General features: G+C 67.4%; 26 protein-coding genes. 21 read left to right on the top strand and 5 right to left on the bottom strand.

Annotated features, from left to right (window positions below; translation table 11 throughout):
• Positions 1 to 311: 311 nt before the first annotated feature.
• From NVS89_RS19295 to NVS89_RS19270, 6 genes are all read left to right on the top strand, one after another.
• On the top strand, positions 312 to 1,295 hold the full coding sequence (locus NVS89_RS19295; RefSeq protein ID WP_258734387.1) for a Bug family tripartite tricarboxylate transporter substrate binding protein: 984 nt from the start codon (positions 312 to 314) through the stop codon (positions 1,293 to 1,295).
• Between the two features lie 102 nt (positions 1,296 to 1,397).
• Positions 1,398 to 1,895, top strand: a complete 498-nt coding sequence (locus NVS89_RS19290) for a tripartite tricarboxylate transporter TctB family protein (RefSeq protein WP_258734386.1) — start codon at positions 1,398 to 1,400, stop codon at positions 1,893 to 1,895.
• 7 nt (positions 1,896 to 1,902) lie between these two features.
• Positions 1,903 to 3,414, top strand: a complete 1,512-nt coding sequence (locus NVS89_RS19285) for a tripartite tricarboxylate transporter permease (RefSeq protein WP_258734385.1) — start codon at positions 1,903 to 1,905, stop codon at positions 3,412 to 3,414.
• Between the two features lie 101 nt (positions 3,415 to 3,515).
• Entirely contained in the window at positions 3,516 to 3,812 is a 297-nt protein-coding gene (locus tag NVS89_RS19280) for a DUF6166 domain-containing protein (protein ID WP_258734384.1), read from the top strand.
• A 19-nt stretch (positions 3,813 to 3,831) separates the two neighbouring features.
• Positions 3,832 to 4,611, top strand: a complete 780-nt coding sequence (locus tag NVS89_RS19275) for an alpha/beta fold hydrolase (protein WP_258734383.1) — start codon at positions 3,832 to 3,834, stop codon at positions 4,609 to 4,611.
• A gap of 70 nt (positions 4,612 to 4,681) precedes the next feature.
• Positions 4,682 to 5,410, top strand: a complete 729-nt coding sequence (locus NVS89_RS19270) for a GntR family transcriptional regulator (protein ID WP_258734382.1) — start codon at positions 4,682 to 4,684, stop codon at positions 5,408 to 5,410.
• 46 nt (positions 5,411 to 5,456) lie between these two features.
• Here the strand turns inward: NVS89_RS19270 and NVS89_RS19265 are convergent, their stop codons facing one another.
• A complete protein-coding gene (locus NVS89_RS19265; RefSeq protein ID WP_258734381.1) occupies positions 5,457 to 6,566 on the bottom strand; it encodes a Zn-dependent alcohol dehydrogenase in 1,110 nt (369 codons plus the stop codon).
• 188 nt (positions 6,567 to 6,754) lie between these two features.
• Here NVS89_RS19265 and NVS89_RS19260 point away from each other — a divergent pair, with 188 nt between their 5' ends.
• From NVS89_RS19260 to NVS89_RS19250, 3 genes are all read left to right on the top strand, one after another.
• The gene (locus tag NVS89_RS19260; RefSeq protein ID WP_258734380.1) at positions 6,755 to 7,561 is read left to right on the top strand and encodes a sterol desaturase family protein; all 807 of its coding nucleotides are present in this window, start codon (positions 6,755 to 6,757) and stop codon (positions 7,559 to 7,561) included.
• A gap of 75 nt (positions 7,562 to 7,636) precedes the next feature.
• The gene (locus NVS89_RS19255) at positions 7,637 to 8,044 is read left to right on the top strand and encodes a hypothetical protein (protein ID WP_258734379.1); all 408 of its coding nucleotides are present in this window, start codon (positions 7,637 to 7,639) and stop codon (positions 8,042 to 8,044) included.
• A gap of 53 nt (positions 8,045 to 8,097) precedes the next feature.
• Positions 8,098 to 8,283 carry a hypothetical protein gene (locus NVS89_RS19250; protein ID WP_258734378.1) on the top strand — a complete coding sequence of 62 codons (186 nt, stop codon included), beginning with the start codon at positions 8,098 to 8,100 and terminating at the stop codon, positions 8,281 to 8,283.
• A gap of 128 nt (positions 8,284 to 8,411) precedes the next feature.
• Here the strand turns inward: NVS89_RS19250 and NVS89_RS19245 are convergent, their stop codons facing one another.
• Together NVS89_RS19245 and NVS89_RS19240 are read right to left on the bottom strand one after the other, a co-directional pair.
• Positions 8,412 to 9,683 (bottom strand): TRAP transporter large permease, encoded by a 1,272-nt coding sequence (locus NVS89_RS19245; RefSeq protein ID WP_258734377.1) that lies wholly within the window; start codon positions 9,681 to 9,683, stop codon positions 8,412 to 8,414.
• Entirely contained in the window at positions 9,683 to 10,234 is a 552-nt protein-coding gene (locus NVS89_RS19240) for a TRAP transporter small permease (RefSeq protein ID WP_258734376.1), read from the bottom strand. Before NVS89_RS19240 ends, NVS89_RS19245 begins: the two co-directional genes overlap by 1 nt.
• 247 nt (positions 10,235 to 10,481) lie before the next feature.
• Between NVS89_RS19240 and NVS89_RS19235 the strand changes: the two genes are divergently transcribed.
• From NVS89_RS19235 to NVS89_RS19225, 3 genes are read left to right on the top strand one after another with little or no spacing between them, the layout of a single operon-like run.
• Positions 10,482 to 11,258 (top strand): GntR family transcriptional regulator, encoded by a 777-nt coding sequence (locus tag NVS89_RS19235; protein WP_258734375.1) that lies wholly within the window; start codon positions 10,482 to 10,484, stop codon positions 11,256 to 11,258.
• The gene (locus tag NVS89_RS19230; RefSeq protein ID WP_258734374.1) at positions 11,251 to 12,222 is read left to right on the top strand and encodes a TRAP transporter substrate-binding protein; all 972 of its coding nucleotides are present in this window, start codon (positions 11,251 to 11,253) and stop codon (positions 12,220 to 12,222) included. The genes NVS89_RS19235 and NVS89_RS19230 overlap by 8 nt, the downstream gene beginning before the upstream one ends.
• 54 nt (positions 12,223 to 12,276) lie before the next feature.
• Positions 12,277 to 13,437 carry a M24 family metallopeptidase gene (locus NVS89_RS19225; RefSeq protein WP_258734373.1) on the top strand — a complete coding sequence of 387 codons (1,161 nt, stop codon included), beginning with the start codon at positions 12,277 to 12,279 and terminating at the stop codon, positions 13,435 to 13,437.
• Positions 13,438 to 13,566: 129 nt separating this feature from the next.
• Here the strand turns inward: NVS89_RS19225 and NVS89_RS19220 are convergent, their stop codons facing one another.
• Positions 13,567 to 14,478 carry an SMP-30/gluconolactonase/LRE family protein gene (locus tag NVS89_RS19220; protein ID WP_258734433.1) on the bottom strand — a complete coding sequence of 304 codons (912 nt, stop codon included), beginning with the start codon at positions 14,476 to 14,478 and terminating at the stop codon, positions 13,567 to 13,569.
• Between the two features lie 81 nt (positions 14,479 to 14,559).
• Positions 14,560 to 15,336, bottom strand: coding sequence for a GntR family transcriptional regulator (locus NVS89_RS19215; protein ID WP_258734372.1), 777 nt, complete (start codon positions 15,334 to 15,336; stop codon positions 14,560 to 14,562).
• Between the two features lie 237 nt (positions 15,337 to 15,573).
• On the opposite strand from NVS89_RS19215, the gene NVS89_RS19210 reads away from it, so the two are divergent.
• The 9 genes from NVS89_RS19210 (at position 15,574) to NVS89_RS19170 (ending at position 23,444) form a co-directional block, all read left to right on the top strand.
• Positions 15,574 to 16,293: an ABC transporter permease gene (locus tag NVS89_RS19210; RefSeq protein ID WP_258734371.1), complete on the top strand. Its 720-nt coding sequence runs from the start codon at positions 15,574 to 15,576 to the stop codon at positions 16,291 to 16,293.
• Between the two features lie 5 nt (positions 16,294 to 16,298).
• Entirely contained in the window at positions 16,299 to 17,060 is a 762-nt protein-coding gene (locus tag NVS89_RS19205) for an ABC transporter permease (RefSeq protein WP_258734370.1), read from the top strand.
• Positions 17,061 to 17,068: 8 nt separating this feature from the next.
• On the top strand, positions 17,069 to 17,875 hold the full coding sequence (locus NVS89_RS19200) for an ABC transporter ATP-binding protein (protein ID WP_258734369.1): 807 nt from the start codon (positions 17,069 to 17,071) through the stop codon (positions 17,873 to 17,875).
• Complete coding sequence (locus NVS89_RS19195) at positions 17,872 to 18,969, top strand: Ldh family oxidoreductase (protein WP_258734368.1); 1,098 nt, start codon at positions 17,872 to 17,874, stop codon at positions 18,967 to 18,969. The genes NVS89_RS19200 and NVS89_RS19195 overlap by 4 nt, the downstream gene beginning before the upstream one ends.
• 58 nt (positions 18,970 to 19,027) lie before the next feature.
• Positions 19,028 to 20,062, top strand: coding sequence for an ABC transporter substrate-binding protein (locus tag NVS89_RS19190; protein ID WP_258734367.1), 1,035 nt, complete (start codon positions 19,028 to 19,030; stop codon positions 20,060 to 20,062).
• Positions 20,063 to 20,126: 64 nt separating this feature from the next.
• A complete protein-coding gene (locus NVS89_RS19185; RefSeq protein WP_258734366.1) occupies positions 20,127 to 21,500 on the top strand; it encodes an acyclic terpene utilization AtuA family protein in 1,374 nt (457 codons plus the stop codon).
• Between the two features lie 3 nt (positions 21,501 to 21,503).
• Complete coding sequence (locus NVS89_RS19180) at positions 21,504 to 21,815, top strand: DUF4387 domain-containing protein (protein ID WP_258734365.1); 312 nt, start codon at positions 21,504 to 21,506, stop codon at positions 21,813 to 21,815.
• A 117-nt stretch (positions 21,816 to 21,932) separates the two neighbouring features.
• Positions 21,933 to 22,355, top strand: coding sequence for a cupin domain-containing protein (locus NVS89_RS19175; protein ID WP_258734364.1), 423 nt, complete (start codon positions 21,933 to 21,935; stop codon positions 22,353 to 22,355).
• Positions 22,356 to 22,358: 3 nt separating this feature from the next.
• On the top strand, positions 22,359 to 23,444 hold the full coding sequence (locus NVS89_RS19170) for an Ldh family oxidoreductase (RefSeq protein WP_258734363.1): 1,086 nt from the start codon (positions 22,359 to 22,361) through the stop codon (positions 23,442 to 23,444).
• The last annotated feature ends 10 nt before the right edge of the window (positions 23,445 to 23,454 follow it).

The raw sequence follows: 23,454 nt of genomic DNA, 5'->3' as shown, positions 1-23,454 counted from the left end.
GCCGCGCTGCCGGGAAGGTCGCACGCAGCGCCGCCAATTTCTCTGTCCATCGTGCTTCCTCCTGATATGTTTTTTGCATGGCAACGGCACATGAGCCGCCGACACGAGCCCCGCCTCGGTATGTGCGGGCAGGGCATTTTCGGGGCACGGACCGGCCCCTCCAGCTTGGCACGATAACGTCATGTGCGCATTGTCCGCAACTAGGATATCCGAAATATATGAGTTGCACATCATAGAGCTTTGATCCAGTATCATTCCAAGGTGCGGGCTACACGCGCCACACGGAACACGCCCTAAATGGAGGAACACCCATGAAAAGAGCTGCCCTTGCCGGCGCAGCCCTGCTGCTGTCCACACTCGCCGCCTCGGCCTGGGAGCCGACCAAATCCGTCGAGATCATCGTGCCGTTCGGCCCCGGCGGGGCGTCCGACCAGATGGCGCGGACCATGCAGGCCATCATCCAGAAGCACGGCTTCTCGAAGGAATCCTTCATCGTCGTCAACAAGCCGGCCGCCACGGGCGGCGAGGCGATGATGGAGATGAAGAAGTCGAAGGGTGATCCCCACAAGCTGATCACCACCTCCAGCACCATCTACATGACCCCGCTCGCCACCAAGATCCCGGTGAGCTGGCACGACTTCACGCCGGTCGCGATGGTGGCGCAGGACGAATTCGGCCTGTGGGTGAACGCGGAGTCGCCGATCAAATCGGTGAGCGACCTCGCCAAGGCGGCCAAGGAGGCCCATCCGCCGCTCAAGGTCGGCGGCGGCGGCTCCAAGCGCGAGGACGAGCTCGTCAGCTTCGGCGTCTTCAGCGAGCTCGGCGCGCCGATCTCCTACATCCCCTACAAGAGCGGCGGCGAGGCCTCGACCCAGCTCGCGGGCAACCACATCGTGGTCGAGACCAACAACCCGTCCGAGGACGTCGCCAACTGGCGCGCGGGCCTCACGCGCCCGCTCTGCGTGCTGTCGCCCAAGCGCATCGCCTACACCGCCAAGGTGACCACCGACATGGCGTGGAGCGACGTGCCGACCTGCGGCGAGCAGGGGCTGAAGTTCACCTACAACATGCTGCGCGGCCTGTTCCTGCCCAGCGGCGTGACGCCCGAGCAGCAGGCCTACTATGTCGACCTGATCGAGAAGGTCACCGCCACGCCCGAGTGGAAGGAATATCTCGAGCGCAACGCGCTGAAGGCCGATGTGCGCACCGGCAAGGACTATGTCGACTTCCTGAACGCCGACGAAGCCAAGCACAAGGACCTCATGGCCAAGGCCGGCTTCCTGCCGACCAACTGATCCCGGCCGCACTGCGGCCCGCGCCTCCGACGCGCGGGCCGTCTCCTTGCCCCTTTCATGACCGCGCCGGTGACGGCCCGGTCCATGCGCCTGGAGTGGCCCATGTCATCCTTTGAACCCTACGAGACCGAGTCCGGCCTCTCGCGCCGGGCGGTCGAATGCATCGTCGCCCTCCTTCTCTGCGCCGTCGCCATCGCCGTGCTGTGGGACAGCTACGGGCGCGGCGCCGGCTGGGACGGCGGGCCGCAGAGCGGCTTCTTCCCCGCCCGCATGGCCTGGCTCCTGCTCGCCGCCTCCGCGGTGGTGTTCTTCCAGGGGCTGCGCGCGGAACGCGGCATCCTCGTCACCTGGGGGCAGCTCCGGCAGGTCTCGATGGTCCTGCTGCCGCTGACCCTCTACGTGCTGGCGATCGGCTATCTCGGCATCTACGTCGCCTCGGTCTTCTTCCTGGCCGGCTTCATGATCGCCTTCGGCTCGTTCCGCTGGTGGACGATCCTCGCCGCCTCGGTGCTGATCCCGGTCATCACCTTCTGGGTGTTCGAGATGCAGTTCGAGGTTCCCCTTCCCAAGGGCCCGCTCGAAGCGATGCTCGGTTTCTGAGGGCGCCATGGAAAACATTGTCTATCTGCTTGACGGCTTCCAGGTCGCCCTGTCGCTCCACAACCTGCTGTTCATGCTGATCGGCGTGCTGCTCGGCATCGTGGTCGGCGTGCTGCCGGGCCTGGGCGGGCCCAACGGCGTGGCGATCCTGCTGCCGCTGACCTTCGGCATGGACCCGACCAGCGCCATCATCCTCCTGACCTCGATCTACTGGGGCGCGCTGTTCGGCGGGGCGATCACCGCCGTGCTGTTCAACATTCCCGGCGAGCCCTGGTCGGTCGCCACCACCTTCGACGGCTACCCGATGGCCCAGCAGGGCCGGGCCGGCGAGGCGTTGACCGCGGCCTTCACCGCTTCCTTCGTTGGCGCCATCTCCGGCGTGATGCTCATCACCTTCCTGGCGCCGCTGGTGGCGAAGTTCGCGCTGCGCTTCGGCCCGGCCGAATTCTTCGCGGTGTTCTTCCTGACCTTCTGCAGCTTCATCGGCATGGGCAAGGAGAACAAGGCGAAGATCATCGTCTCGCTCGCCTTCGGCTTCATCCTGGCCGGCGTCGGCATCGACACCATCTCCGGCGACATGCGCATGACCTTCGGCGTGACCGAGCTCATGAGCGGCGTCGACTTCCTCGTCGTCGTCATCGGCATGTTCGGTATCTCCGAGATCCTGCTGGCGCTCGAGGAGGGCATGAGCTTCCGGGGCAAGAACGCCAAGATCGACCCGATCGTGGTGCTGCGCACCTGGGCGCAGATGCCGCGCTACATCTTCACCTTCATCCGCTCCTGCCTCGCGGGCATCTGGCTCGGCATCTCGCCGGGCGGCGCGGTGGCGGCCTCCTTCATGGGCTACGGCCTCGCCAAGCGCTTCTCCTCGCGCGGCGAGCGCTTCGGGCAGGGCGAGATCGAGGGCGTCATCGCCCCCGAGACCGCGGCACATGCGGCCGGCACGGCGGCGCTGCTGCCGATGCTGGCGCTCGGCATCCCCGGCTCGGCCACGGCGGCGGTGCTGCTCGGCGGCCTGATGATCTGGGGCCTGCAGCCCGGCCCGCTGCTGTTCGTCGAGCAGCGCGACTTCGTGTGGGGCCTCATCGCCTCGATGTATCTGGGCAACATCGTCGGGCTGATCGTGGTGCTCTCCACCGTCCCGCTGTTCGCCGCCATCATGCGGATCCCGTTCGCGCTGATCGCGCCGGTGATCCTGATGATGTGCGCGATCGGCGCCTACACGGTGGCGAATGCCGAGTTCGACATCTGGCTGATGCTGATCTTCGGCGTGGTCGGCTACGCGTTCAAGAAGCTCGACTATCCGCTCGCGCCGATGGTCCTCGCCCTCGTGCTCGGCGATCGGGCGGAGGACGCGTTCCGCCAGGCGCTGATCGGCTCGGGCGGCGATCTCTCGGTGTTCTGGGAGAACGGCCTCGTGACCAGCCTGATGGTGATCGCCCTCGCGCTGCTGTTGTGGGGCCCGATCTCCGACGGCCTCAGCCGCCTGCGCTCGCGCCGGCCGGTGGCGGCCGAGTGAGACGCGCCAAGTGAGACGCGCCAAGTGAGACAGGGGCGGCGCACGCCTTCAGGTCGCGCCGCCTTTCCAGCCATCCGTCACTGCGAAAGAAGAGCACGAACATGAAGAACTATCGTGGAGACCGAACCATCGACGGCGTCGCCGTCACGGTCGACGGCGCACCGCTGCCGGAGCGCACCGACCTGCTCGAGATCAGCCGCGACGGCTTCGAGTGGAGTTATGAGGGCCACGCCCCCGCGCAGCTCGCCTTCGCCATGCTGGTCGACCATTTCGGCAATCCCACGCTGGCGAAGAGCCACTATGAGCGCTTCATGCGCGACGTGGTCGCGAATTTCGGCAATGAGTGGGAATACACCAGCGCCGACATCGACGCCGCGCTGGGCGCCGTCGCGGCCTGATCGCAAGGGCGTGACGGACGTGGATGGTCTTGAGGCTCACCTGCTCGACACGCCGGCGGGCCCGGTCGAGTGGTATGGCCGCGCCGCGAACGGGGCGAACGCCGGCTCCATCGTGCTGCTGCACGGCATTCAGGGCACCGCGGCGAGCTGGGAGACGGTGGCCGGCCGGCTCGACGACCCGCGCGCGCTCATCATCCCCAATCTTCGCGGGCGCGGGCGCTCGCATCGGCCGGCGGGGCTCGACGGCTACACGCTGGCCGGCTTCTCCGACGATCTCGCCGCCATCCTCGCCATGGCCCCCAAGCCCGCCGTGCTGGTGGGGTGGAGCATGGGCGTGCTGGTGGTGATCGAGACGCTGAGGCGCCACGGCACGCACGGGCTGGAGCGGCTCGTGCTCGCGAGCGGCACTGCCCGGCCGGGCGGCGAGGCGGTGTGGTTCCGCTCGCAGACGCCCGAGGCGCTGGTGGCGGAGGCGCAGGAGCGCGCGACCCGTCTTGCCCTGCGCGAATATGCCGACCCGCTCGCCGTCGCCGGGGCCTGGGCCTCGGTGCGCGGATGCGACCTGGAGCCCGATCTTCCTCGCATCGACCTGCCGACTCTTGTGCTGCACGGCGAGGTCGACGAGGAATGCCCCGCCAGCCACGGAAGGCGAATCGCCGCGCTCATCCCGGGCGCGCGCTACGAGGAATGGAGCGGCGCCGGCCACAATCTGATGGCCCACGACCCGCACCGCTTCGCCCTCAGGATCCTGTGCTCATGTGCCGCGGAAACGTATAATACCATTGTCGGATTCCAGTGATATTCCAGTGGCATTGCAATAGTGCATCACTGTCGGCACTATCGCTGGCGCATGTTGTTCAGGAGTGCCCATGCCGAGTGCAGGCATCAAGCGGGTCAGCAAGTCCGACGCGCAGAAATCCTCGACTTCCCGCGGACGTCGGCCACGCGACAAGGATGATGAGGATCTCACCCTCACGGATCGCGCCTATCGCGAGCTCGAGGAACTGATCTCCACGCTGCAGCTTCCGCCGGGCACGGTGCTTGCCGAGCTGACGCTGGCGAACCGGCTCGGCATCGGCCGCACGCCGATACGCGAGGCGTTGCAGCGCCTCGCCCGGGACGGGCTCGTCATCGTGCTGCCGCGCCGCGGCATCCTGGTCTCCGAGATCAACCTGCGCACCCAGCTTCGCCTGCTCGAGACGCGGCGGGTGCTGGAGCGCCTGATCGCGGAGCTGGCGGCCGAGCGCGCCAGCGAGGAGGAGCGCGCCGCCTTCGACGAGATCGCGCGCGGCATGCGCGAGGCGGCGGAGCGCTCCGACGGGATCGAGTTCATGCGCTACGACCGCGAACTGAACACGCTGGCGGCCGAGGCGGCCCGCAACGAGTTCGCCGCCCGCTCGATGGGGCTGATGCACGCGCTCTCGCGCCGCTTCTGGTACCAGCACTACAAGCGCGTCGCCGACCTGCCGCTGGCGGCGAACCTGCACGCCGAGCTCGCCGCCGCCATCGCCCGCGGCGATCGCGCGGGGGCCGCGGCGGCCTCCGATCGGTTGATGGACTACATCGAATCCTTCGCCCGCAAGACGCTCGACGACTGAGCGTTGATGCCGGCGATGCGCGCGGCATCGCCGGCGTCTCCCGCCTTCAGAACATGATGACGCTGCGGATGGTCTCGCCGCGCTTCAGGGCGGTGAAGCCGGCATTGATCTCGTCGAGCGCGATGCGGCGGGAGATCAGCTCGTCGAGCTTCAGCCGCCCGTCGAGATAGGCCCGCGCGAGCAGGGGAAAGTCCCGCTGCGGCCGGGCGCCGCCATAGCTCGAGCGGCGGATGCGCTTTTCGCCCATCAGCGAGCCCCAGCGGAAGGCGACGTCCTTCTCGACGTCGATCTTGCCGAGCCAGATGATCTCGCCACCCGGGCGCACGGTCTCGGCACTGGTGCGGAAGACGCCCGCATTGCCCGCCGATTCGATCACCACGTCGGCGCCGCGCCCGCCGGTGAGCCGGCGCGCCACCTCGACCGGGTCCTCCTCGGCGGCGTTGACCCCGACATCGGCCCCCATCTGCGCGGCGAGCCGCAGCTTGTCCGCATTGAGGTCGACCGCGACCACCGTGCCCGCGCCGGCGAGCCGGGCGCCCTGCACGGCGGCGAGGCCGACCGCGCCGCAGCCCAGCACCATCACCGTATCTCCGTCGCGGATCGAGGCGACGTTCATCGCCGCGCCGGCGCCGGTCATCACGCCGCAGCCGATCAGGCAGGCGCGGTCGAAGGGCAGATCCCTCGGCATCACGATCGCCTGCTGGGCCGGCACGACGCAGATCTCGCCGAACGCGCCGAGATACATGAGCTGGCGCAGGCTTCGCCCGTCCTCAAGCCGGGCGCGCGGCTCGCCGTCGAAGCCGAACGCCTGCGGGCCGTTGGCGAGATAGCCCTCGCACAGGATCGGCTGGCTGCGGTCGCAGTAGAAGCAGCCGCCGCAATGCGGGTTCCACGACAGCACCACATGGTCGCCGCGCCGCACCCCCGACACATCCGATCCGACCTCCTCGACGATGCCCGCCGCCTCGTGCCCGAGCACGATGGGCATCGGAAATCTGAGGCCGCCCTCGATCACTTCGAGATCGGTGTGGCACAGGCTCGCGGCCTTGATTCGCACCGACACGTCGCCGGGCTTCAGCGGTTCCGCGATCACCGTTTCGATCGCGAGCGGCGCGTGCGGCGCATGCAGCACGGCGGCCTGGTAACTCAACGGCACTCGTCTTCCTCCCCTGTCGTGCCCCGCTCCCCGGTCCGCGTCGCGAACCGAGCGGCGACAGGCACTTGTCATCTGGTGCTTGCCATCTGATGTAGCATTGATATATTAGTTGCATCTCAACAGAAGGCAAGCGCTCGACCGGCCTGCGCGAGCGAGCGCGATGTGAGGGAAGGCTTGAGGAGAACGACATGGAACTCGCTGTCAGCGCCATGACCGATCGCCAGCGCAAGTACCGCGCGACCTACAGGGAACGGGTCGCCGGCTGGTACAATGGCTGGCTGCACATCGCGGTGATCTACACGATCGGCTTCACCGCACTCTACGTCTACGTCTCGAACGTGCACGACGTGCGCTGGTGGGAATGGCTCACCGTCCCGGTGGTCTTCCTGTTCTGCAATTTCTTCGAATGGGCGATCCACCGCTTCGTGATGCACCGGCCCTCGCGCATCCCGCTGCTGCGCGCGGTCTACAACCGCCATACGCTGATGCACCACCAGTTCTTCACCGAGGAGGAGATGCGCTTCGCCGGCCATCACGACTGGCGCGTGACCTTCTTCCCGCCCTATGCGCTGGTGACCTTCACGCTGATGTCGATCCCGGGCGCGGTCGCGCTGTCCTGGCTGATCTCGCCGAATGTCGGCTGGCTGTTCATCATCACCACGAGCTCGGTCTACCTGCTCTACGAGTTCATGCATTTCACCACGCATATCGACGAGAACTGGTTCGTGCGGACGATGCCGTTCATCAACACGAACCGCCGCCACCATGCCGCGCACCACAACCAGTCGATCATGATGGAGAGGAACATGAACCTCACCTTCCCGATCATGGACTGGCTGTTCGGCACCTCCGACCTCAACCGCGGGTTCTTCGGCCATCTCTTCAACGGCTACGACACCCGCTACATCAAGCGCGACATGCGCAAGACCTCGCGCACGCCGAGGCCCGCCGCGCCGATGGGCGGATCCTCTCCCGTCGTCGAACCGGCTGAATAGGCGTCCCCCGGCCCGCCGCCGCGCGGGCCGGCCCGCCTCTCACCCTCGAAACGGCTCAATCGCGAAGAGGTCGCAATGGCTGCCATCGAACCCAATATCGTGCCACTCGCCTGGTTCAGCCTGTTCTGGACGCTGTGCTGCATCGGGCTGCTCGTGCTCTCCGGCTCCTTCCCGCTGGGCGTCATGCTGGAGCGGGCGCGGATTCTCGGCCGACCGGCCAGCGTCGCGCTGGCGCTGGTCAACGGCGCGCTCATGTGCGTGCTGGTCGGGGCCACCGTCTTCTACGGCTTCAGCGAGCTCAAGGTGACATCGCTGATCATCGTCATGGGGCTCGCCTTCCTGTTCGTCCCGGCGACCTACGAGATCTGGCCCGAGCGCCTGCGCGACGGCCGGGCCGTTCTGGCCACCCTGCTGGTGGTGCAGGTCGCCACCATCGCCGCGCTGTACCATGTGGGCGCCGCGGTCTTCGCCCCTCTCGCCTGAGGAGGCCGACGTGACAACCCACGCCATCCTCGATCTTTCGTCCGGAGGTAACAATGCCCGCCGTCGTGAAGCTGACCATCTCGCTGATCGTGATTCTTGCCGCGGCTGCGGGCTATGCCCTGCAGGCCCATCTCGGGCAGGTCGGCCCGAAATACGCCGTGGTCCTGCTGGGGATCTTCATGGTCGTTGCCATGTGGCTGTTCCCCGAAGTGACGCGCGATGAAAAGCGCCACAGGTGACGCGGCCTGAGCCCAGGCACCGCGCAGGCCCCCCGACATCGCCACGCCGCCCGCGCGCTCCCGGTTCTCCGGCGAGCCGCGGGCGGCGCCCGTTTCGGGGCGGGGAGGAGGCTCTGGGTCGCGGGCGTCTACTTGATCAGGACGGCGGGCAGGAACAGCGAGATGCTCGGCATATAGGTGACGATCTGCAGGACGACGAACATGATGAGGATGAACCACCAATTGTACTTCATCACCTCGCCGACCCGGCAGCCGCTGACCGAGCACGCGGTGAGAAGCACCGACGCGACGGGAGGCGTCTGCTGGCCGATGGCGCCGTTGAGCGCGAGGATCACCCCGAAATGGATCGGGTCGTAGCCCATCTGGGTGACCAGAGGCAGCGTCAGCGGCACGGTGAGCACCATCGCCGCCGAGCCGTGCATGATCACGCCGAGCGCGATCAGCAGCATGTTGATGATGAACATCACCACGTAGCGGTTGTCCGAGATGCCGAGCACGTCCCCGGCAATCTGCTGGGGGATGCCCGCATTGGTCAGGTACCAGCCGAAAGCGAAGGACGCCGCCACCATCAGCATGACGAGGCTGGTGCGCACCGAGGCCGCCAGGAACAGGGCGGGAAGCTGCGCCAGCGTGATCTTGCGGGTGATGAACAGCCCGATCAGCAGGGCGGCGAGCACCGCCATCGCCGCCGCTTCGGTCGGCGTGAAGACGCCTGAGAGAATGCCGCCGAGGATGATGACCGGCAGCGTCAGCCCCCAGAAGGCGCGGCGGAAGGCGCGCCCGACGCGGGCGAGCTGGAAGGCGCCCTCGGTCGGCCAGTCATAGCGCAGCGCGAAGGCGTAGCAGGTCGCCGCCAGCATCGCGCTCAGCAGCAGGCCGGGCACGACGCCGGCGATGAACAGCTTGGCGACCGAGACCTCGGCCAGCGCGCCATAGATGATGAAGGCGAGGCTCGGCGGGATGATGATGGCGATCGAGGCCGAGGACGAGGTTATGGCAGCCGCGAAGGCGCGCGGATAGCCGCGCCGCTCCATCTGCGGGATGAGGATGGTGCCCTGCGCGGCGACGTCGGCTACCGCCGAGCCCGAGATCTCGGCGAACAGCATCGAGGCGCCGACATTCACCATGGCGAGCCCGCCGCGGATCGAGCCGACGATGCTCGAGGCGAGCTCGATCAGGTCCTCGGCGATGCCGGAGCGGTTCATGAGCTCGCCGGCGATCATGAACAGCGGCATGGCGATGAAGACGAAGTTCTCCATCCCCGAGAACATCTGCAGCGGGATGACGGCATAGGGGACGGAGGTGGTCGACAGCGCGATCAGCGTGACGACGCCCATCGCGACGGCGACGGGAAGTCCGGTGAGGATGACGCCGACAAGCCCGAGAAATACGCCCGCCATCAGTCGACTCCGCCAAAGCGCGGCTTGTCGAGGCCGCGCAGCATCCGCACCGCGTTGTTGAGGCACACCAGCGCCGCGAAGCCGCAGCCGATCGGCGCCGCCCAGTAGAACAGACCGCGCGGCAGCTCGATGGTCGCGAGCGTCATGCCCATGCCGATCTCGGCGAAGCGGATCGAGACCCAGCCGACGATGGCGAAGAAGGTGGTGCTGACGAGGTGGAGGGCCGCGTCCGCGAGACGCTGGCCGTGCGGCGGCAGGCGTTCGACGAGGGCGCCGACGCCGATGTGCTGGCGGTCGTGGAAGCCGATGCCGACCGCGATGAACATCATCACCGCCAGCAGCAGCGAGGACACCTCGTCGGTCCACCCCAGCGAACTGTTCAGCACGAAGCGGAAGAACACGCCGAGGATCATCGAGATGGTGATGAAGAACGCGATCGCGATGACGACCCCGCGCGCGACGAACACCAGAGCCCGGACCACGGCGTCGAGCAGGTCGAGTGCGGTCGACACGATGGCGGGAGCGGCCATGGAGCTCACCTGCACCGTCATGCCCGGCGCTCGCGGGAGGCCGTCGCGGGGGAGGGGCGGCGCGCGAGCCGGGCGCCGATCGCCGACGGCCGCTGGGGGAAATATAATGCAATCATGCCAGGCTCGCCTTGATGGGAGGGCGCGATAGTCGGATCAAGAGTAGAAAAATGACTTAGAAATCAAAAGTCTGAATTTTAAACGGTCGTGCTTAAAAAATGCCCATTCCGGTATATTGCGCCAAATTGAATTATATAAGAGGCTTTTCGCCATGAGCGACGACGACATCCAGCAGCATTTGGAGGCCGGCCAGAGCCCGGTCGCCGGCCTGTCTCCGCCGACCGCCGGGCGGCGCAAGCGGTCGCAGTCGCTGCACAAGGCGCTGGTCGAGCGCATACGCATCCTGATCACGGAAGGGGATCTGGCGGCCGGCGCCCGCATCTCCGAAGTCGATCTGTGCGAGCGTTTCGGCGTCAGCCGCACCCCGCTCAGGGAGGCGCTGAAGGTTCTTTCGTCGGAGGGGCTGGTGGAGATCCAGCCGAACCGCGGCGCCCGCGTCGCCGCTCCGACTCTGGAGGATCTGCGCGGCCTGTTCGGCGTCATGGGCGTGCTGGAGGGCTATTCGGGCGAGCTGGCGGCGACCCGCATGACCGACGGCGACATCGCCCGCATCGAGGACCTGCAGGCGCAGATGATCGAGGCGTTCCGCGCCGGCGACCGCCACACCTATTTCTACATCAACCAGGCCATCCACGACGCCATTCTGGCGGCGGCCGGAAACGAGGCGCTGACCCTCGCCCATCGCGGCGTGTCGGGCCGCATCCTCGCCTCACGCTTCAATTCGCATGTCTCGCTGGATCGCTGGGCGGCCGCCGTGCGCGAGCACGACACGATGCTCTGTCTTCTGCAGATGCGCCGGCCGATCGAGCTCGGGCAGATCATGCGTGCGCACATCATGAACAAGTTCGAGTCCATCGAACGCGACCTGAAACAGGCGGAGGAAACCTCCCGCGCGCCGCGCCATCCTGGGGAACTGATCCATGAATAAAGCCGTCCTGAAAGCCGCAGCCATCGCACTGACCATCGGGATGGCCTCCGCGGCACATGCCCAGACCAAGATCAAGGCAGGCATCGAATCCTCGCCGGGATCGCTGATCTACGACGTCATGGTCTTCTTCAAGAAAGACCTGGAGGCGCGCCTGCCGGGCGAGGTCGAGGTCGAGATCGTGCCGGGCGGGCAGCTCGGCAAGGATGTCGACGTGATGAACGGGCTGAAGCTCGGCACGCACCAGATGACGATCGCCTGCTCGCCGGTGCAGTCGGTCGAGCCGACGCTCGGCATCTTCGAGGCGCCGTTCCTCATCACCACGCGCGACGAGGCCAAGAAGATCGTGTTCGGCCCGATCGGCGACAAGATCATGGCCAACCTCACCGCCAAGGGCATCGTCGGGCTGAGCCTGACAGAGCTCGGCTTCCGCCAGATCACCAATAATGTGCGGCCGATCAAGACGCCCGAGGACCTGAAGGGGCTGCGCATCCGCATCCCGAACACGCCGTTCCGCAAGACCATCTTCGAGGCGCTCGGCGCCAATCCGACCCCGATCGCCTTCGGCGAGACCTATGCCGCCCTGCGCCAGGGCGTGGTGGACGGGGAGGAGAACCCGCTGCCGTCGATCTACGGCGCCAAGTTCAACGAGGTGCAGAAGTACATCACCATCGCGAACTACCTGTTCACGCCCTGCACGATGATGGCGAGCCCGACCTATTTCGACGCCTGGCCGAAGAAGGTGCAGGACGCGGTGAAGGCCTCGGCGAAGGCGGCGGCGGAGTACTCCTTCACCCGCGGTGCCGAGCTCGACGAGAAGTACGTCGTCGAGATGAAGAAGACCTCCGAGGTGGGCGAGATCGACGCGGCGAGCTTCACGCCGGTCATGCGCCCGCTCTGGGACGAGATCGGCAAGAAGGTCGGTCCCGACCTCATGCAGGAAGTCATCACCACCGTTTCGAAGTGAGCGCGGATACGCCGCGAACTCCGTCCCCTCCCGTCCCGAGCTGGAACAACGACCGTGTCACGTAAACCCATCCTGTTCAGCGAAACCCGCCTGCGCGCCGCCATGGAAAAGGAAGGCGTCGATCTCCTCATCGTCCGAGGCAACGAGAACTCGAAATACCTGTCCGAGTTCTTCAACAATGGCGGGCATCTGACCTACCGGCCGTTCACGGTCTTCTATTTCCGCGACCCCGCCCTCGCCCCGGCCTTCATCGTGCCGGCGGTCGACCTGCACCTTGCCATGGACTCGACCTGGATCGAGGACGTGCGCGCCTATGCGATGGCGGAGTTCTTCACCGACATCGACACGCACTTCTACGACGACTTCTTCCAGGCGGCGCGCGCCGTGCTGGACGATCGGAAGGTGAAGAACTTCGTGATCGGCACGGAAGGCGACAGCCTTCCCTCCGGCTACCGCACCAGGCTCGACGAACTGCTCGAGGGCAACAAGGTCGTCGACTTCAGCGGGCCGCTGGAAATCGTCCGCATGGTCAAGTCGCCTGAGGAAATCCGGCGGTTGAAGAAGGCGACCGACATCACCATCGAGGCCCATGCCGCCTTTCGCGAGGCGATCAAGGTCGGCGCCACCGACCGCGACCTGTTCGAGGTGATCGTCAGGAAGATGATCGACGAGGGGTCGGACGGCTACCGCTTCATCAATATCGGTTGCGGGCCGAAGACCTCCTATGCCGCCCACGCGCCTTTCCCGGTCGGCCACACCATCGCCCGGGGCGACTTCGTGAAGGTCGACATGGGCGCGACCTGCCTCGGCTATTCGGCCGACTTCGTCCGCTCCTACTTCGTCGGCGAGACCTCCCAGCGCCATCAGGACATCTGGAAGTGGCTCAACGAGGTGCAGATGGAGCTCGGCATGGGCATGCGCCCGGGCATGACCGGGGGCGAGGTGTTCGACAAGGGCTACGCGATGATCTCCAAGTACCTGGAGAAGTTCCCGCGCGAGTTCCTCGGCCACGGGATCGGCGTCGGCGCGCATGAGCAGCCCCGCCTGAACCAGGTCAACCGCTCGGTCATCGAGCCGGATTCGATCATCTGCATCGAGTACAGCTACTACCACGCGGGCTGCCGGCACCACACCGAGGAGACCTTCCACGTCAAGGAGAACTCGGTCGAGTGCTGGACCGAGCGCTGCCCGCGCGAACTGATCGTGGCGGCCTAGGCGCCGGCATCGTCAGCCAGACCCCGCCGCGCGATCGCGGCGGGCCCCCGCTCGCCTGCCGGCACCATCGCCCGGCAAACGGCCGGACGATGTGGCGCAGCGACGAGGCCGGAACCCGGCCCCATCCCCTCACATGTGCGAATAGAGCTTGCGGCCGGGCTGGGGGACGTCGGCTTGCAGGATGGTGCCGCTCTCCGATTCGGTGATGAAGAGCGTCTTGCCGTCCGGCCCGCCGAAGGCGACGTTGGTGGTCGCCAGTTCCTCGCAGGAGGCGACGCGGGCGACGGGCTCGCCGAGCCGGTCGAACAGCCAGATCACGCCGAGGCCGACATGGGCGATGGCCAGCCCGCCCGTGTCGTCGAGCGCCATGCCGTCGGGCCCGCCGCCGCCCGACAGGGTGATGTAGGCGCCGACCTTGGTCGTGGTGCCGTCCGCGTGCAGCGGCAGGCGCCAGATCTGGTTGGCGCGCGTCACCGCCAGGAAGAGCGATTTCTCGTCGCGCGACAGCACGAGCCCGTTCGGGCTCGGCACGTTGTCGATCAGGCAGTCGACCGTGCCGTCGGCGCGCAGCCGGAACACGCGCCCGCTGGGGTCCTGCAGTCCGGTCTGCCCCTGGTCGGTGAAGTAGAGGTCGCCATTGCTGGCGAAGGTGAGGTCGTTGGTGCCCTTGAAGCCCTCGCGCCGCACCGTCTCGAGCACCGGCGTGACGGCCCCGCTCGCCGGGTCGACGGCCATGATGCCGCGCAGGTGGTCGGCGACGAAGATGCGCCCATCCTTGTGGATGGCGAGGCCGTTGGGCCAGCCGTCATATTCGGCGACGACGCTCCACTCGCCCGCAGGCGTGACGCGCAGGATGCGGCCAAAGGGGATGTCGACGAGGAACAGATTGCCCGCGCGGTCGAAGGCCGGGCCTTCGAGGAAGGAATGCAGGTTGTCGTTCCCCTTGCCGAAGGACCAGGCGGAAGGCTTCCCCGTCAGGCGCAGGCTGTCCGGCAGCCGGGCGAAAACACGGGTCTCGATGCGTTGCGGCGGGTGAAACAGCAATTCTGGCGTTCCTTCGTTTACATGCGTGCCGACGGCGCCATGGGCGCGCGCGCCACGTCCTCCCCTTGGTATTGGCCGTCACTTCGGCGGGTGCGGCGGCGGCCGGCCGAGCACGTAGTCCGTGCTGACGTCGCCCACGAAAAGCGAGCGCCCGCACTGAACCACCGCGCCCGAGCTGGCGTAGTGCGAGTTCTTTCGCACCAGCAGCGGTGACCCTTCCGAAACGTTGAGCAGCGAGGCCACCGATCCCTGGGCCAGCTCCGCGGTGACGGAGACCACGATGGTCGGGATGTTCTCGCCGATGATGTCGCCGACGAAGCTCTGCGCCGAACGGCTGGCCAGCATCTCGCCGGTGACGCGCTCGCCGATCTCGCGCGGCATGTAGCGCACCTCGAGGCAGACCGGGCGCCCGTCGATGACGCGCACCCGCTTCAGCTTGAAGGCCAGCGTGTGCGGCTCGAGCCCGAGCGTCTCCGCGAAGGGCTGGGGAGGCATCATGAGCTCGAGGGTGGGCGAGCGGTAGGTCACGATGCGGCCGCTCTGCGCGACCTGCTCCTCGAACGACATCGAGAAGCGCGAATCGATCGGCGAGCGGACCGTGGTGCGCTCGGCCACGAAGCTGCCGCGGCCGACATGGCGCACGATCAGGCCCTCGAATTCGAGCTTGGCCAGCGCCTGGCGCACGGTCGAGCGGGTGGTCTTGTACTCGCGGGCGAGTTCGGCCTCCGACCAGACGCGATCGCCCGCCGCCATGGTGCCGTCGGCGATCGCGGCGCGGATGCGCTCCTGGATCCGGACGTAGAGCGGCGTGAAACGATCGGCCGAGGTGGTGCGGCTAGGAATGAGGGTTGACACGCTGCTCGCATCGCTGGTTAAGTTGACTAGACATCTACACAAGTCTACTCGAAAAAAGGCTGCGCTTTCAAGCGGCCAAGAGCGGCAAAAGCCGCCGAGCGGAGGAAACCCCAGTGAGGAAAGGCCTTGAGCATCCAAGCCCTTGAGGACCGCCGGAACGGCGCCGGGCCGTCTGGCTCGTCGTCGTTCAACGTGATTGCGGCAGGCATTCTAGCTGGCAGGCGGTGGCTGTCGGTCGTGTCGGTCATCGTCGTTCTGGCCCTGTGGCAGTGGGGCTCGAGCCACGTCTCCGGCATGCTGCTGCCCTCGCCGGTCGAGGTGATCGGCAAGTTCCTGGACCCGTCCTGGCTGGCGCGGCTGATGTCGGCGCTCGGCCAGTCGCTGATCCAGCTCGCCCTCGGCTTCGGCCTCACGCTGGCGCTCGCCGTGCCGCTCGGCATCGTGATCGGGCGCTCGAAGCTGATGCGCCAGATGTTCGAGCCGCTCATCACCGCTATCTACGCCATTCCGCCCGTCGCCTTCGTGCCCTTCCTGGTGGTCTGGTTCGGGCTGTTCCTCGAAGCGCGCGTCGCGCTCGTCTTCCTGATGAGCTTCTTCGACGTGCTGATCGTGATGATCGCCGGCGCCCGCGACGTGCGCCGCTCGCTGATCGATGTCGGCCGCTCCTTCGGCGCCCGCAACGGCCAGCGGCTGCGGCTGATCGTGCTGCCGGCGCTGATGCCGTTCTTCGTCGCCGCGCTGCGCGTCGGCTCGGCGCGGGCGATCAACGGCATGATCACCGCTGAGCTGCTGTTCGCCGCGGTCAATCTCGGCGGGCTGATGAAGCGCTCGACCCAGCAGTTCGACACCGCCGCGCTGCTCTCCGTGGTGCTGCTGATCTGCCTGCTCGGTCTGGTGGCGCAGTCGCTGATCGCGATGTTCGAGCGCCGCATCCTGCACTGGCATGTGAGGAAGTGACCATCATGGAAAAGCTTCGCTCGATCATGCTCGCCTGCGTCGGCTTCGCCCTGTTCCTGGGGCTGTGGGAGATCGGCGGCCGAATTCTCGGCTCTGCCCTTCTCGCCCCGCCCTCGGCGGTCGCGGTGGACTATGTCGACCTGCTGCGCCAGGGCGACATGCTGCGCGAGCTCGCCGGCTCGCTGCGGCAGATGGCCGTCGGCTTCCTCGCCGCCTGCATCGTCGGCATGCCGCTCGGCGTCGCCATGGGGCGCTCGGACGTCGCGGACGCGATCTTCCGGCCGTGGGTCAGCATGTTCGTCGTGACCTCCACGGCGGCGCTGATCCCGCTGTTCATCCTCACCATCGGCACCGGCTTCATGCTGCGGGTGACGATCGTGTTCCTCGCCAGCGTCTGGTACATCGTGCTCACTGCCTATAACGGCGCGCGCGGGGTCAGCCCGATGCAGGTCGCGGTCGCGCGGTCCTTCGGCGCCGGCACGCTGCAGATCTTCTGGAAGGTGACGCTTCCTGCCATCTACCCCTTCCTCATCACCGGGGCCCGCATCGGGCTCGTGCACGCCATCCGGGCGATGGTGCTGGCCGAGATGTTCGTCATCATCGGCTATGGCGGGCTCATCCACCGCTCCGGCCTGCTGGTCGACACCGGGCCGGTGCTCGGCCTCCTCATCACACTGATGATCGTCAGCCTGTTCTTCAACTGGCTCCTGGGCGAAGCGGGCCGGCGGCTCGCCCCCTGGTACGAACAACAACGGGTGACCCTATGAGCCTCGCAATGTCCGAACTCGAAACGCGACCCGCCGGGACCGGCGCGCCCGACAAGCTCGAGATCCGCAACGTCACCAAATACTACCACGGGCGCGGCAACAGCCTGCCGGTGCTGGAGAACTTCTCGCTGGCGGTGAAGGACCTCGAATTCCTCGTCCTGCTCGGTCCCTCGGGCTGCGGCAAGTCCACGCTGCTGCGCATCATCGACGGCATCGAGACCTGCGACAGCGGGCAAGTGGTGCTCGACGGCAAGAACGTCACCAACACCACGGGCGACGGCCGGGGCATGGTGTTCCAGAGCTTCGAGCTGTTCCCCTGGCGCAAGGTGATCGACAACGTGGCCTTCGGCCTCGAGGTCACGGGCGTTGGCAAGGCCGAGCGGCTCGATATCGCGCGCGAATACGTCAACCTCGTCGGTCTCTCGGCCTTCGAGCACTCCTATCCGCACGAGCTGTCCGGCGGCATGCAGCAGCGCGTCGGCATCGCCCGCGCGCTCGCCATCAAGCCGCAGGTGCTGCTGATGGACGAGCCCTATGGCGCGCTCGACGTGCAGACGCGCGACCTGCTGCAGGACGAGTTGCTCTCCATCTGGGAGCGCCAGCGCAAGACGGTGATCTTCGTCACCCACTCGATCGAGGAGGCGCTCTATCTCGCCGACCGCATCGTGGTGATGTCGCCGCGCCCGGGCCGCATCGAGCAGATCATCGACGTGCCGTTCGGCCGCCCGCGGCGCGACGCGCTCAAGAGCGACCCGGAGTTCCTCGCCCTGCGCCGCGAGATCTGGCAGATCCTCAAGAAGGGAGCGCGGGTATGAGCGCGGTTGACGTCGACGGCCGCGTCCATGTGGAAGTGGGCCGCCTGCGCGAGTTCGTGGCCGGCCTGTTCGCCGCCACCGGCCTTCCGCCGGCCGACGCGGCGACCGTCGCCGAGTGCCTGGTGCGCGCCAATCTGCGCGGCACCGACACGCATGGCGTGTTCCGCGCGCCGACCTATCTCAAGCGCCTGCGCGAAGGGCTGAACAACCGCGCACCCAACATCGCGGTCCGCAAGGTCGCGGATGCCGCCTCTCATGTCGATGGCGACAACGGCATGGGCGCGGTGGTCGGGCGCCGGGCGATGGGCGAGGCGATCGAGCTCGCGCGCCGGCACGGCACCGGCCTCGTCTCGGTGTGCAATTCCAACCATTACGGCATGGCGGCGTTCTACGTGCTGCAGGCGATGGAAGCCGGAATGATCGGCATCGCCTTCACCAACGCCTCGCCGGCCTTCCCGCCCTGGGGCGGGCGCGCGCCCTTCTTCGGCACCAGCCCGATGGCGTTCGCGGTGCCGGCCGGGCGCGAGCCCTCCTTCGTGCTCGACATGGCGATGAGCGTGCTGGCGCGCGGCAATGTCTATGTCGCCGCGCAGGCCGGCACGTCGATCCCGCCCGGCCTCGCCCTCGATTCCGAAGGCCGGCCGACCACCGATCCCAAGGCGCTGATCGACGGCGGCTCGATGCTGCCCTTCGGCGGCGTCAAGGGCGCGGCGCTGTCGATGCTGATGGACATATTGAGCGGCGTCCTCTCCGGCGCGGCCTTCGGCGGCGAGGTCGGCAACCCGCATCAGAGCTTCGACCGGCCGCAGAATGTCGGCCATTTCTTCCTGTGCCTGCGCACCGACCTGTTCATGCCGGAGGAGATGTTCCTCGCCCGCATGGACGAGCTGGTCGTGCGCATGAAGGCGCAGCCCCGGGCGGCCGGGGTCGAGGAGATCCTGGTGCCGGGCGAGCGCGAGGCACGGCGGGAGAAGGAGCGCCTGCGCACCGGCATCCCGCTGGCTGCCGACGTGCACGCCGCGCTGGACGCGGAGGCGGCGCGCTGCGGCCTCGCCCCGCTCGAGATCCTCGCCGCGCCGGTCGCCATCGACTGAGCATCGCCGCGGCGAGCGGACGACACGAAGAATCAACGACAAAAGGGAGGAATTACCAATGAATCTGACACGCAGAAGGCTGCTTCAGAGTGCGGCCGGCGCCGGCGCGGCCGGCCTCGTCCTTTCCGGCGGAGGCGGCGCGCTCGCCGCGGAGAAGGAGCGGCTGAGCATCGTCATCCAGGGCTTCAGCCTGGCGATCCACATTCCCGAGGTCATCGCCCTGCGCGAGGGACTGGCGGAACTCGGCTACCCCGAACCGAAGATCGACCGCATCGAATCCATGCAGGTCATCACCCAGTCGATCGTCGCCGGCTCCGCCAATGCGGGCGACTCCGACGTCGTCACCGCGATGCTGGCGAACAGCCTCGGCGCCGACGTCCGCCTGACCGGGCTCGTCTACAACAGCACGAGCCAGGTGTTCGTCGTCAACGCCGACATGATCAAGTCCTATGACGACTTCAAGAACACCAGCAACGCCATCGCGCTGAACTCGCGCGGCGACTTCATCTACGTGCTGCTGAGCGGCGTGCTGAACCAGCACGGCATCAATATCGACGACACCACCATCGTGGAAATGGGCGGCTCGGGCTCGCGCATGCGCGCGCTGCTGAGCGGGCGCGTCGCCGCGGTGCCGGTGCATTTCGACCAGGCAGCCACGATCGTGAAGCAGGGCAACTACAAGGTGCTGATCGAGCCGTGGAAGGCCTACAAGCACTGGTACTCGGAAGCCTGGCTGGTGCCCGGCAAGTGGGTCGACGACAAGGAAAATTTCCGCGCCATCGTCGACCTCAACAAGGCCACCATCCAGTCGTTCCGGCGGGCCAACAAGGACTACGAGTATTTCGCGGCGGGCTTCCGCAAATACGCCACCGTCGCCAAGGCCTCGGAGGCGACCGACGAGGAGCTGAAGCCCGTGTGGGAGAAGCTCTCGAAGGACATCAACGCCTGGCCGAACGACGGCGAGTTCAAGCGCGAATATTTCGAGGAGCTGATCCCCGTCTACGAGAAGGCCGGCGCCATCAAGGGCAAGCCCGACCTCAACCGCTTCATCGACACCCGCTTCGTCGATCAGGCGCTGCAGGAACTCGGCTGACGCCGGGCCGGCGCGGCGCCCCGTCGCGCCGGCACATTCGGGTTGGAGACGGTTGAGGTGAGAGATGACTGAAGTAAGAGTTTTGTCGGCGTCCGGCCAGATCGGTTCGGGCTTCCTTGAATCCTCGTTCGCGCGCGGCATTTCGCTCGAGCCGCACGTCATCGCCTGCGATGGCGGCTCAACCGATGCCGGCCCCGCGCATCTGGGCAGCGGCAAGCCGCATTTCTCGCGCGAGGGCACCAAGCGCGACCTGCGCCTGATGCTGCTCGGCCGCGCCAAGGTCGGCGCGCCGCTGATCGTCGGCTCCTGCGGCTTCGGCGGCGGCGACGCCGGCGTCGACTGGATGCGCGACATCGCGCTGGAGATCGCCCGCGAGGAGGGGCTGAAGTTCAACCTCGCGCTCGTGCGCTCGGAGCAGGACAAGGCCTATCTCAAGCGCCGCCTGCATGAGGGGCGCATCACCGCGCTCAACCCCGCGCCGCCGATCAACGACGAGGTGATCGATCGCAGTTCGCATATCGTCGGCATGATGGGCCACGAGCCGATCGCCGACGCGATCGAAAAGGGCGCCGACGTGGTGCTCGCGGGCCGCGCTTCCGACACCTCGCTGTTCGCGACCGTGCCGCTGATGATGGGCGCCAATGCCGGCGCCGCCTGGCACGCCGCCAAGATCCTCGAATGCGGGACTGCCTGCGTGGTGCAGCGCAAGCGCCCGGACAGCCTGATGGCCTGGGTGCGCGACGACCATTTCGACATCGAGCCGATGGACTTCGACGTCCGCTGCAGCCCCCAGAGCGTCGCCTCGCACACGCTCTACGAGAACGCCGACCCGTTCCTCATCACCGAGCCGAGCGGCACTATCGACACGCTCGACGCCCAGTACGAGGCGCTGAACGAGCGCGCCGTGCGTGTGCGCGGCTCGAGCTTCCGCCCGTCCGGGCGCCTCACCATCAAGCTCGAAGGCTCCGAGCTCGCCGGCTACCAGGCGCTGATCATCGGCGGCGTGCGCGAGCCCTTCATCTTGCGCCAGCTCGATTCCTGGCTGGAGGGCATGCAGGACAAGTTCTTCGCCCGCGTGCAGGAGATGTTCCAGGGCCGGCTCGGGCGCGAGGACTACGACATCCATGTCCGCGTCTATGGCCGCGACGGGGTGATGGGCTCGCTGGAGCCGCTCGCCGACCAGATCGGCCACGAGGTCGGGCTGGTCTTCACCATCACCACCGCCGACGAGGCAATCACCGATTCTATCGCCAAGACCTTCGCCCATTTCGCGGTCCACTACCCGATTCCGGAATGGCGCGGGCTCATCACCGGCATCGCCTACCCGATGGCGCCGAGCCATGTGAACCGCGGGGCGGTGTACCGCTTCAACCTCAACCACATCGTCGAGCCGGACCATCCGCTGGAGATGTTCCGCACCGAGTTCCTGGAGGTCTGAGCGATGGCGAAACTGGGTGATCTGGCGCGTCTGATCCGGTCGAAGAATGCCGGCCCGTTCACGCTGACCTTCGATGTGATGTTCGAGACCGACGACGTCTACCGCAAGGTCTGCGCCTCCAAGGTGCTGACCAAGGCGAGCTTCGCCTCGATCTACCGCGTGCCGGAGGAGGAGGTGACCTTCTTCGAGCACGACGCGGCGCGGGCGATCAAGATCTCGATCCCGCGGCCGGCGATCCAGGGCTCGCGCGACTGCGGCGACATCTATGGCGGCCAGCAGCACGGCCCGCTGGTCGAGCTCGAAATTCCGGACTGACGGCGCCTCGCAGAACCGCTCCACGCGAAACGCCGGTCCGGCCCGCAGCGGCCGGGCCGGCGGATGCGGGATGGCGAGGACCGCCGCCACCGCCGCCGAGCCCAAGGAAACAGCCAGATGAACGACACGCCGCGCGCGAGAGCCGCGATCCTGCGGCCGGGCGAGATCACGCCGCATGACCGTGGCAACGGGGCGCGCACCATTCCGCTGGTGACGCGCGCCTCGGGCTCGACCAGCCTGCTCAACGGCATCACCGAGTTCGCCCCCGGCGCGGCAATCGCGCTCCACACCCACAATTGCGAGGAGAGCGTGATGGTGCTGGAGGGCGAGGCGGTCGTTGAGATCGACGGCACCGCGCACCGCATGGGCGCGGGCGACACCACCTGGGTGCCGGCCAACCTGCCGCACCGCTTCATCAACACCTCGGAAACGGAGCGGATGCGGATCTTCTGGACCTACGCCTCGATTGAGGCCACCCGCACCATCGTCGCCACCGGCGACACGCGGTCCATCGATTCCGAGCGCGGCGGAAGGATCTGAGCCATGCCGTCTCCTGATGCCGCCACGCGCGCCCCGGACGGGCTGGTCCCGGTCGCCGACGGGCCGCTTCGCGATTTCGCCGGCGCCGTCTTCGCTTCCTGCGGCATGTCCGAAGAGGATGCGCGGCTGGTGGCCGACACGCTGGTGCAGGCCGACCTTTGGGGGCACCAGTCCCACGGCGTGATGCGCCTGCCCTGGTATGCGGCGCGGCTGCGCGCGGGCGTCGTCGCGCCGGTGGCGGCACCTGAGCGCGTGGTCGACGCCGGCGCGATCTGCGTCATCGACGGCCATGACGGCATGGGCCAGGTGCTGACCGCCCGCGCCATGGAGGAGACGATCGCGCGCGCCCGGGCGCATGGGGTGGGCGTCGCGGCGCTGCGCAACTCCAACCATTTCGGCACGGCGATGTACTTCACGCTGATGGCCGCGCGCGCGGGCTGCGTCGGCTTCCTGTCGACCAATGCCAGCCCGGCCATGGCGCCATGGGGCGGGCGGGCCAAGAGCGTGGGCACCAATCCATGGTCCTGGGCGGCGCCCGCCGGGCGGCACGCGCCGATGGTGCTCGACATCGCCAACACCGCCGTCGCGCGGGGCAAGATCTACCTCGCGCAGCAGAAGAAGCTCGCCATTCCCGAGGGCTGGGCGATCGACGCGGCGGGCGAGCCGACCACCGACGCCGCCGCGGCGCTGGCCGGCAACATCCTTCCGATGGCGCAGCACAAGGGCTACGCCATCGCGGTGATGATGGACATGCTTTCCGGCGTGCTCAGCGGCAGCGGCTTCGGCAAGGCGGTGAGCGGGCCCTACCAGTTCGAGCGTCCCGGCCGCACCGGCCATTTCATGATCGCCTTCGACATTGCCGCCTTCCAGCCGCTGGCCGAGTTCGGCGCACGCATGGAGGCGCTGATCGCGGAGCTGAAGCAGGCGCCGCTGGCCAAGGGCTTCGACGAGATCGTCTATCCGGGCGAGATCGAGGCCCGCAACGACGCCCGCCACCGGACCGAAGGGCTGATGCTCCCGGCCGACACCGTCGCCGACCTGGTGCGGCTGGCGGACGAGACGGGATGTCGTTCGTCCTGCCCGTTCTGACGGGGCAGGG

This window comes from Ancylobacter mangrovi (genome assembly GCF_024752355.1).
Taxonomy (GTDB): domain Bacteria; phylum Pseudomonadota; class Alphaproteobacteria; order Rhizobiales; family Xanthobacteraceae; genus Ancylobacter; species Ancylobacter mangrovi.
The sequence above is the reverse complement of the archived record's forward strand: the minus strand, read 5'-3'. Positions and strand labels throughout refer to the sequence as shown.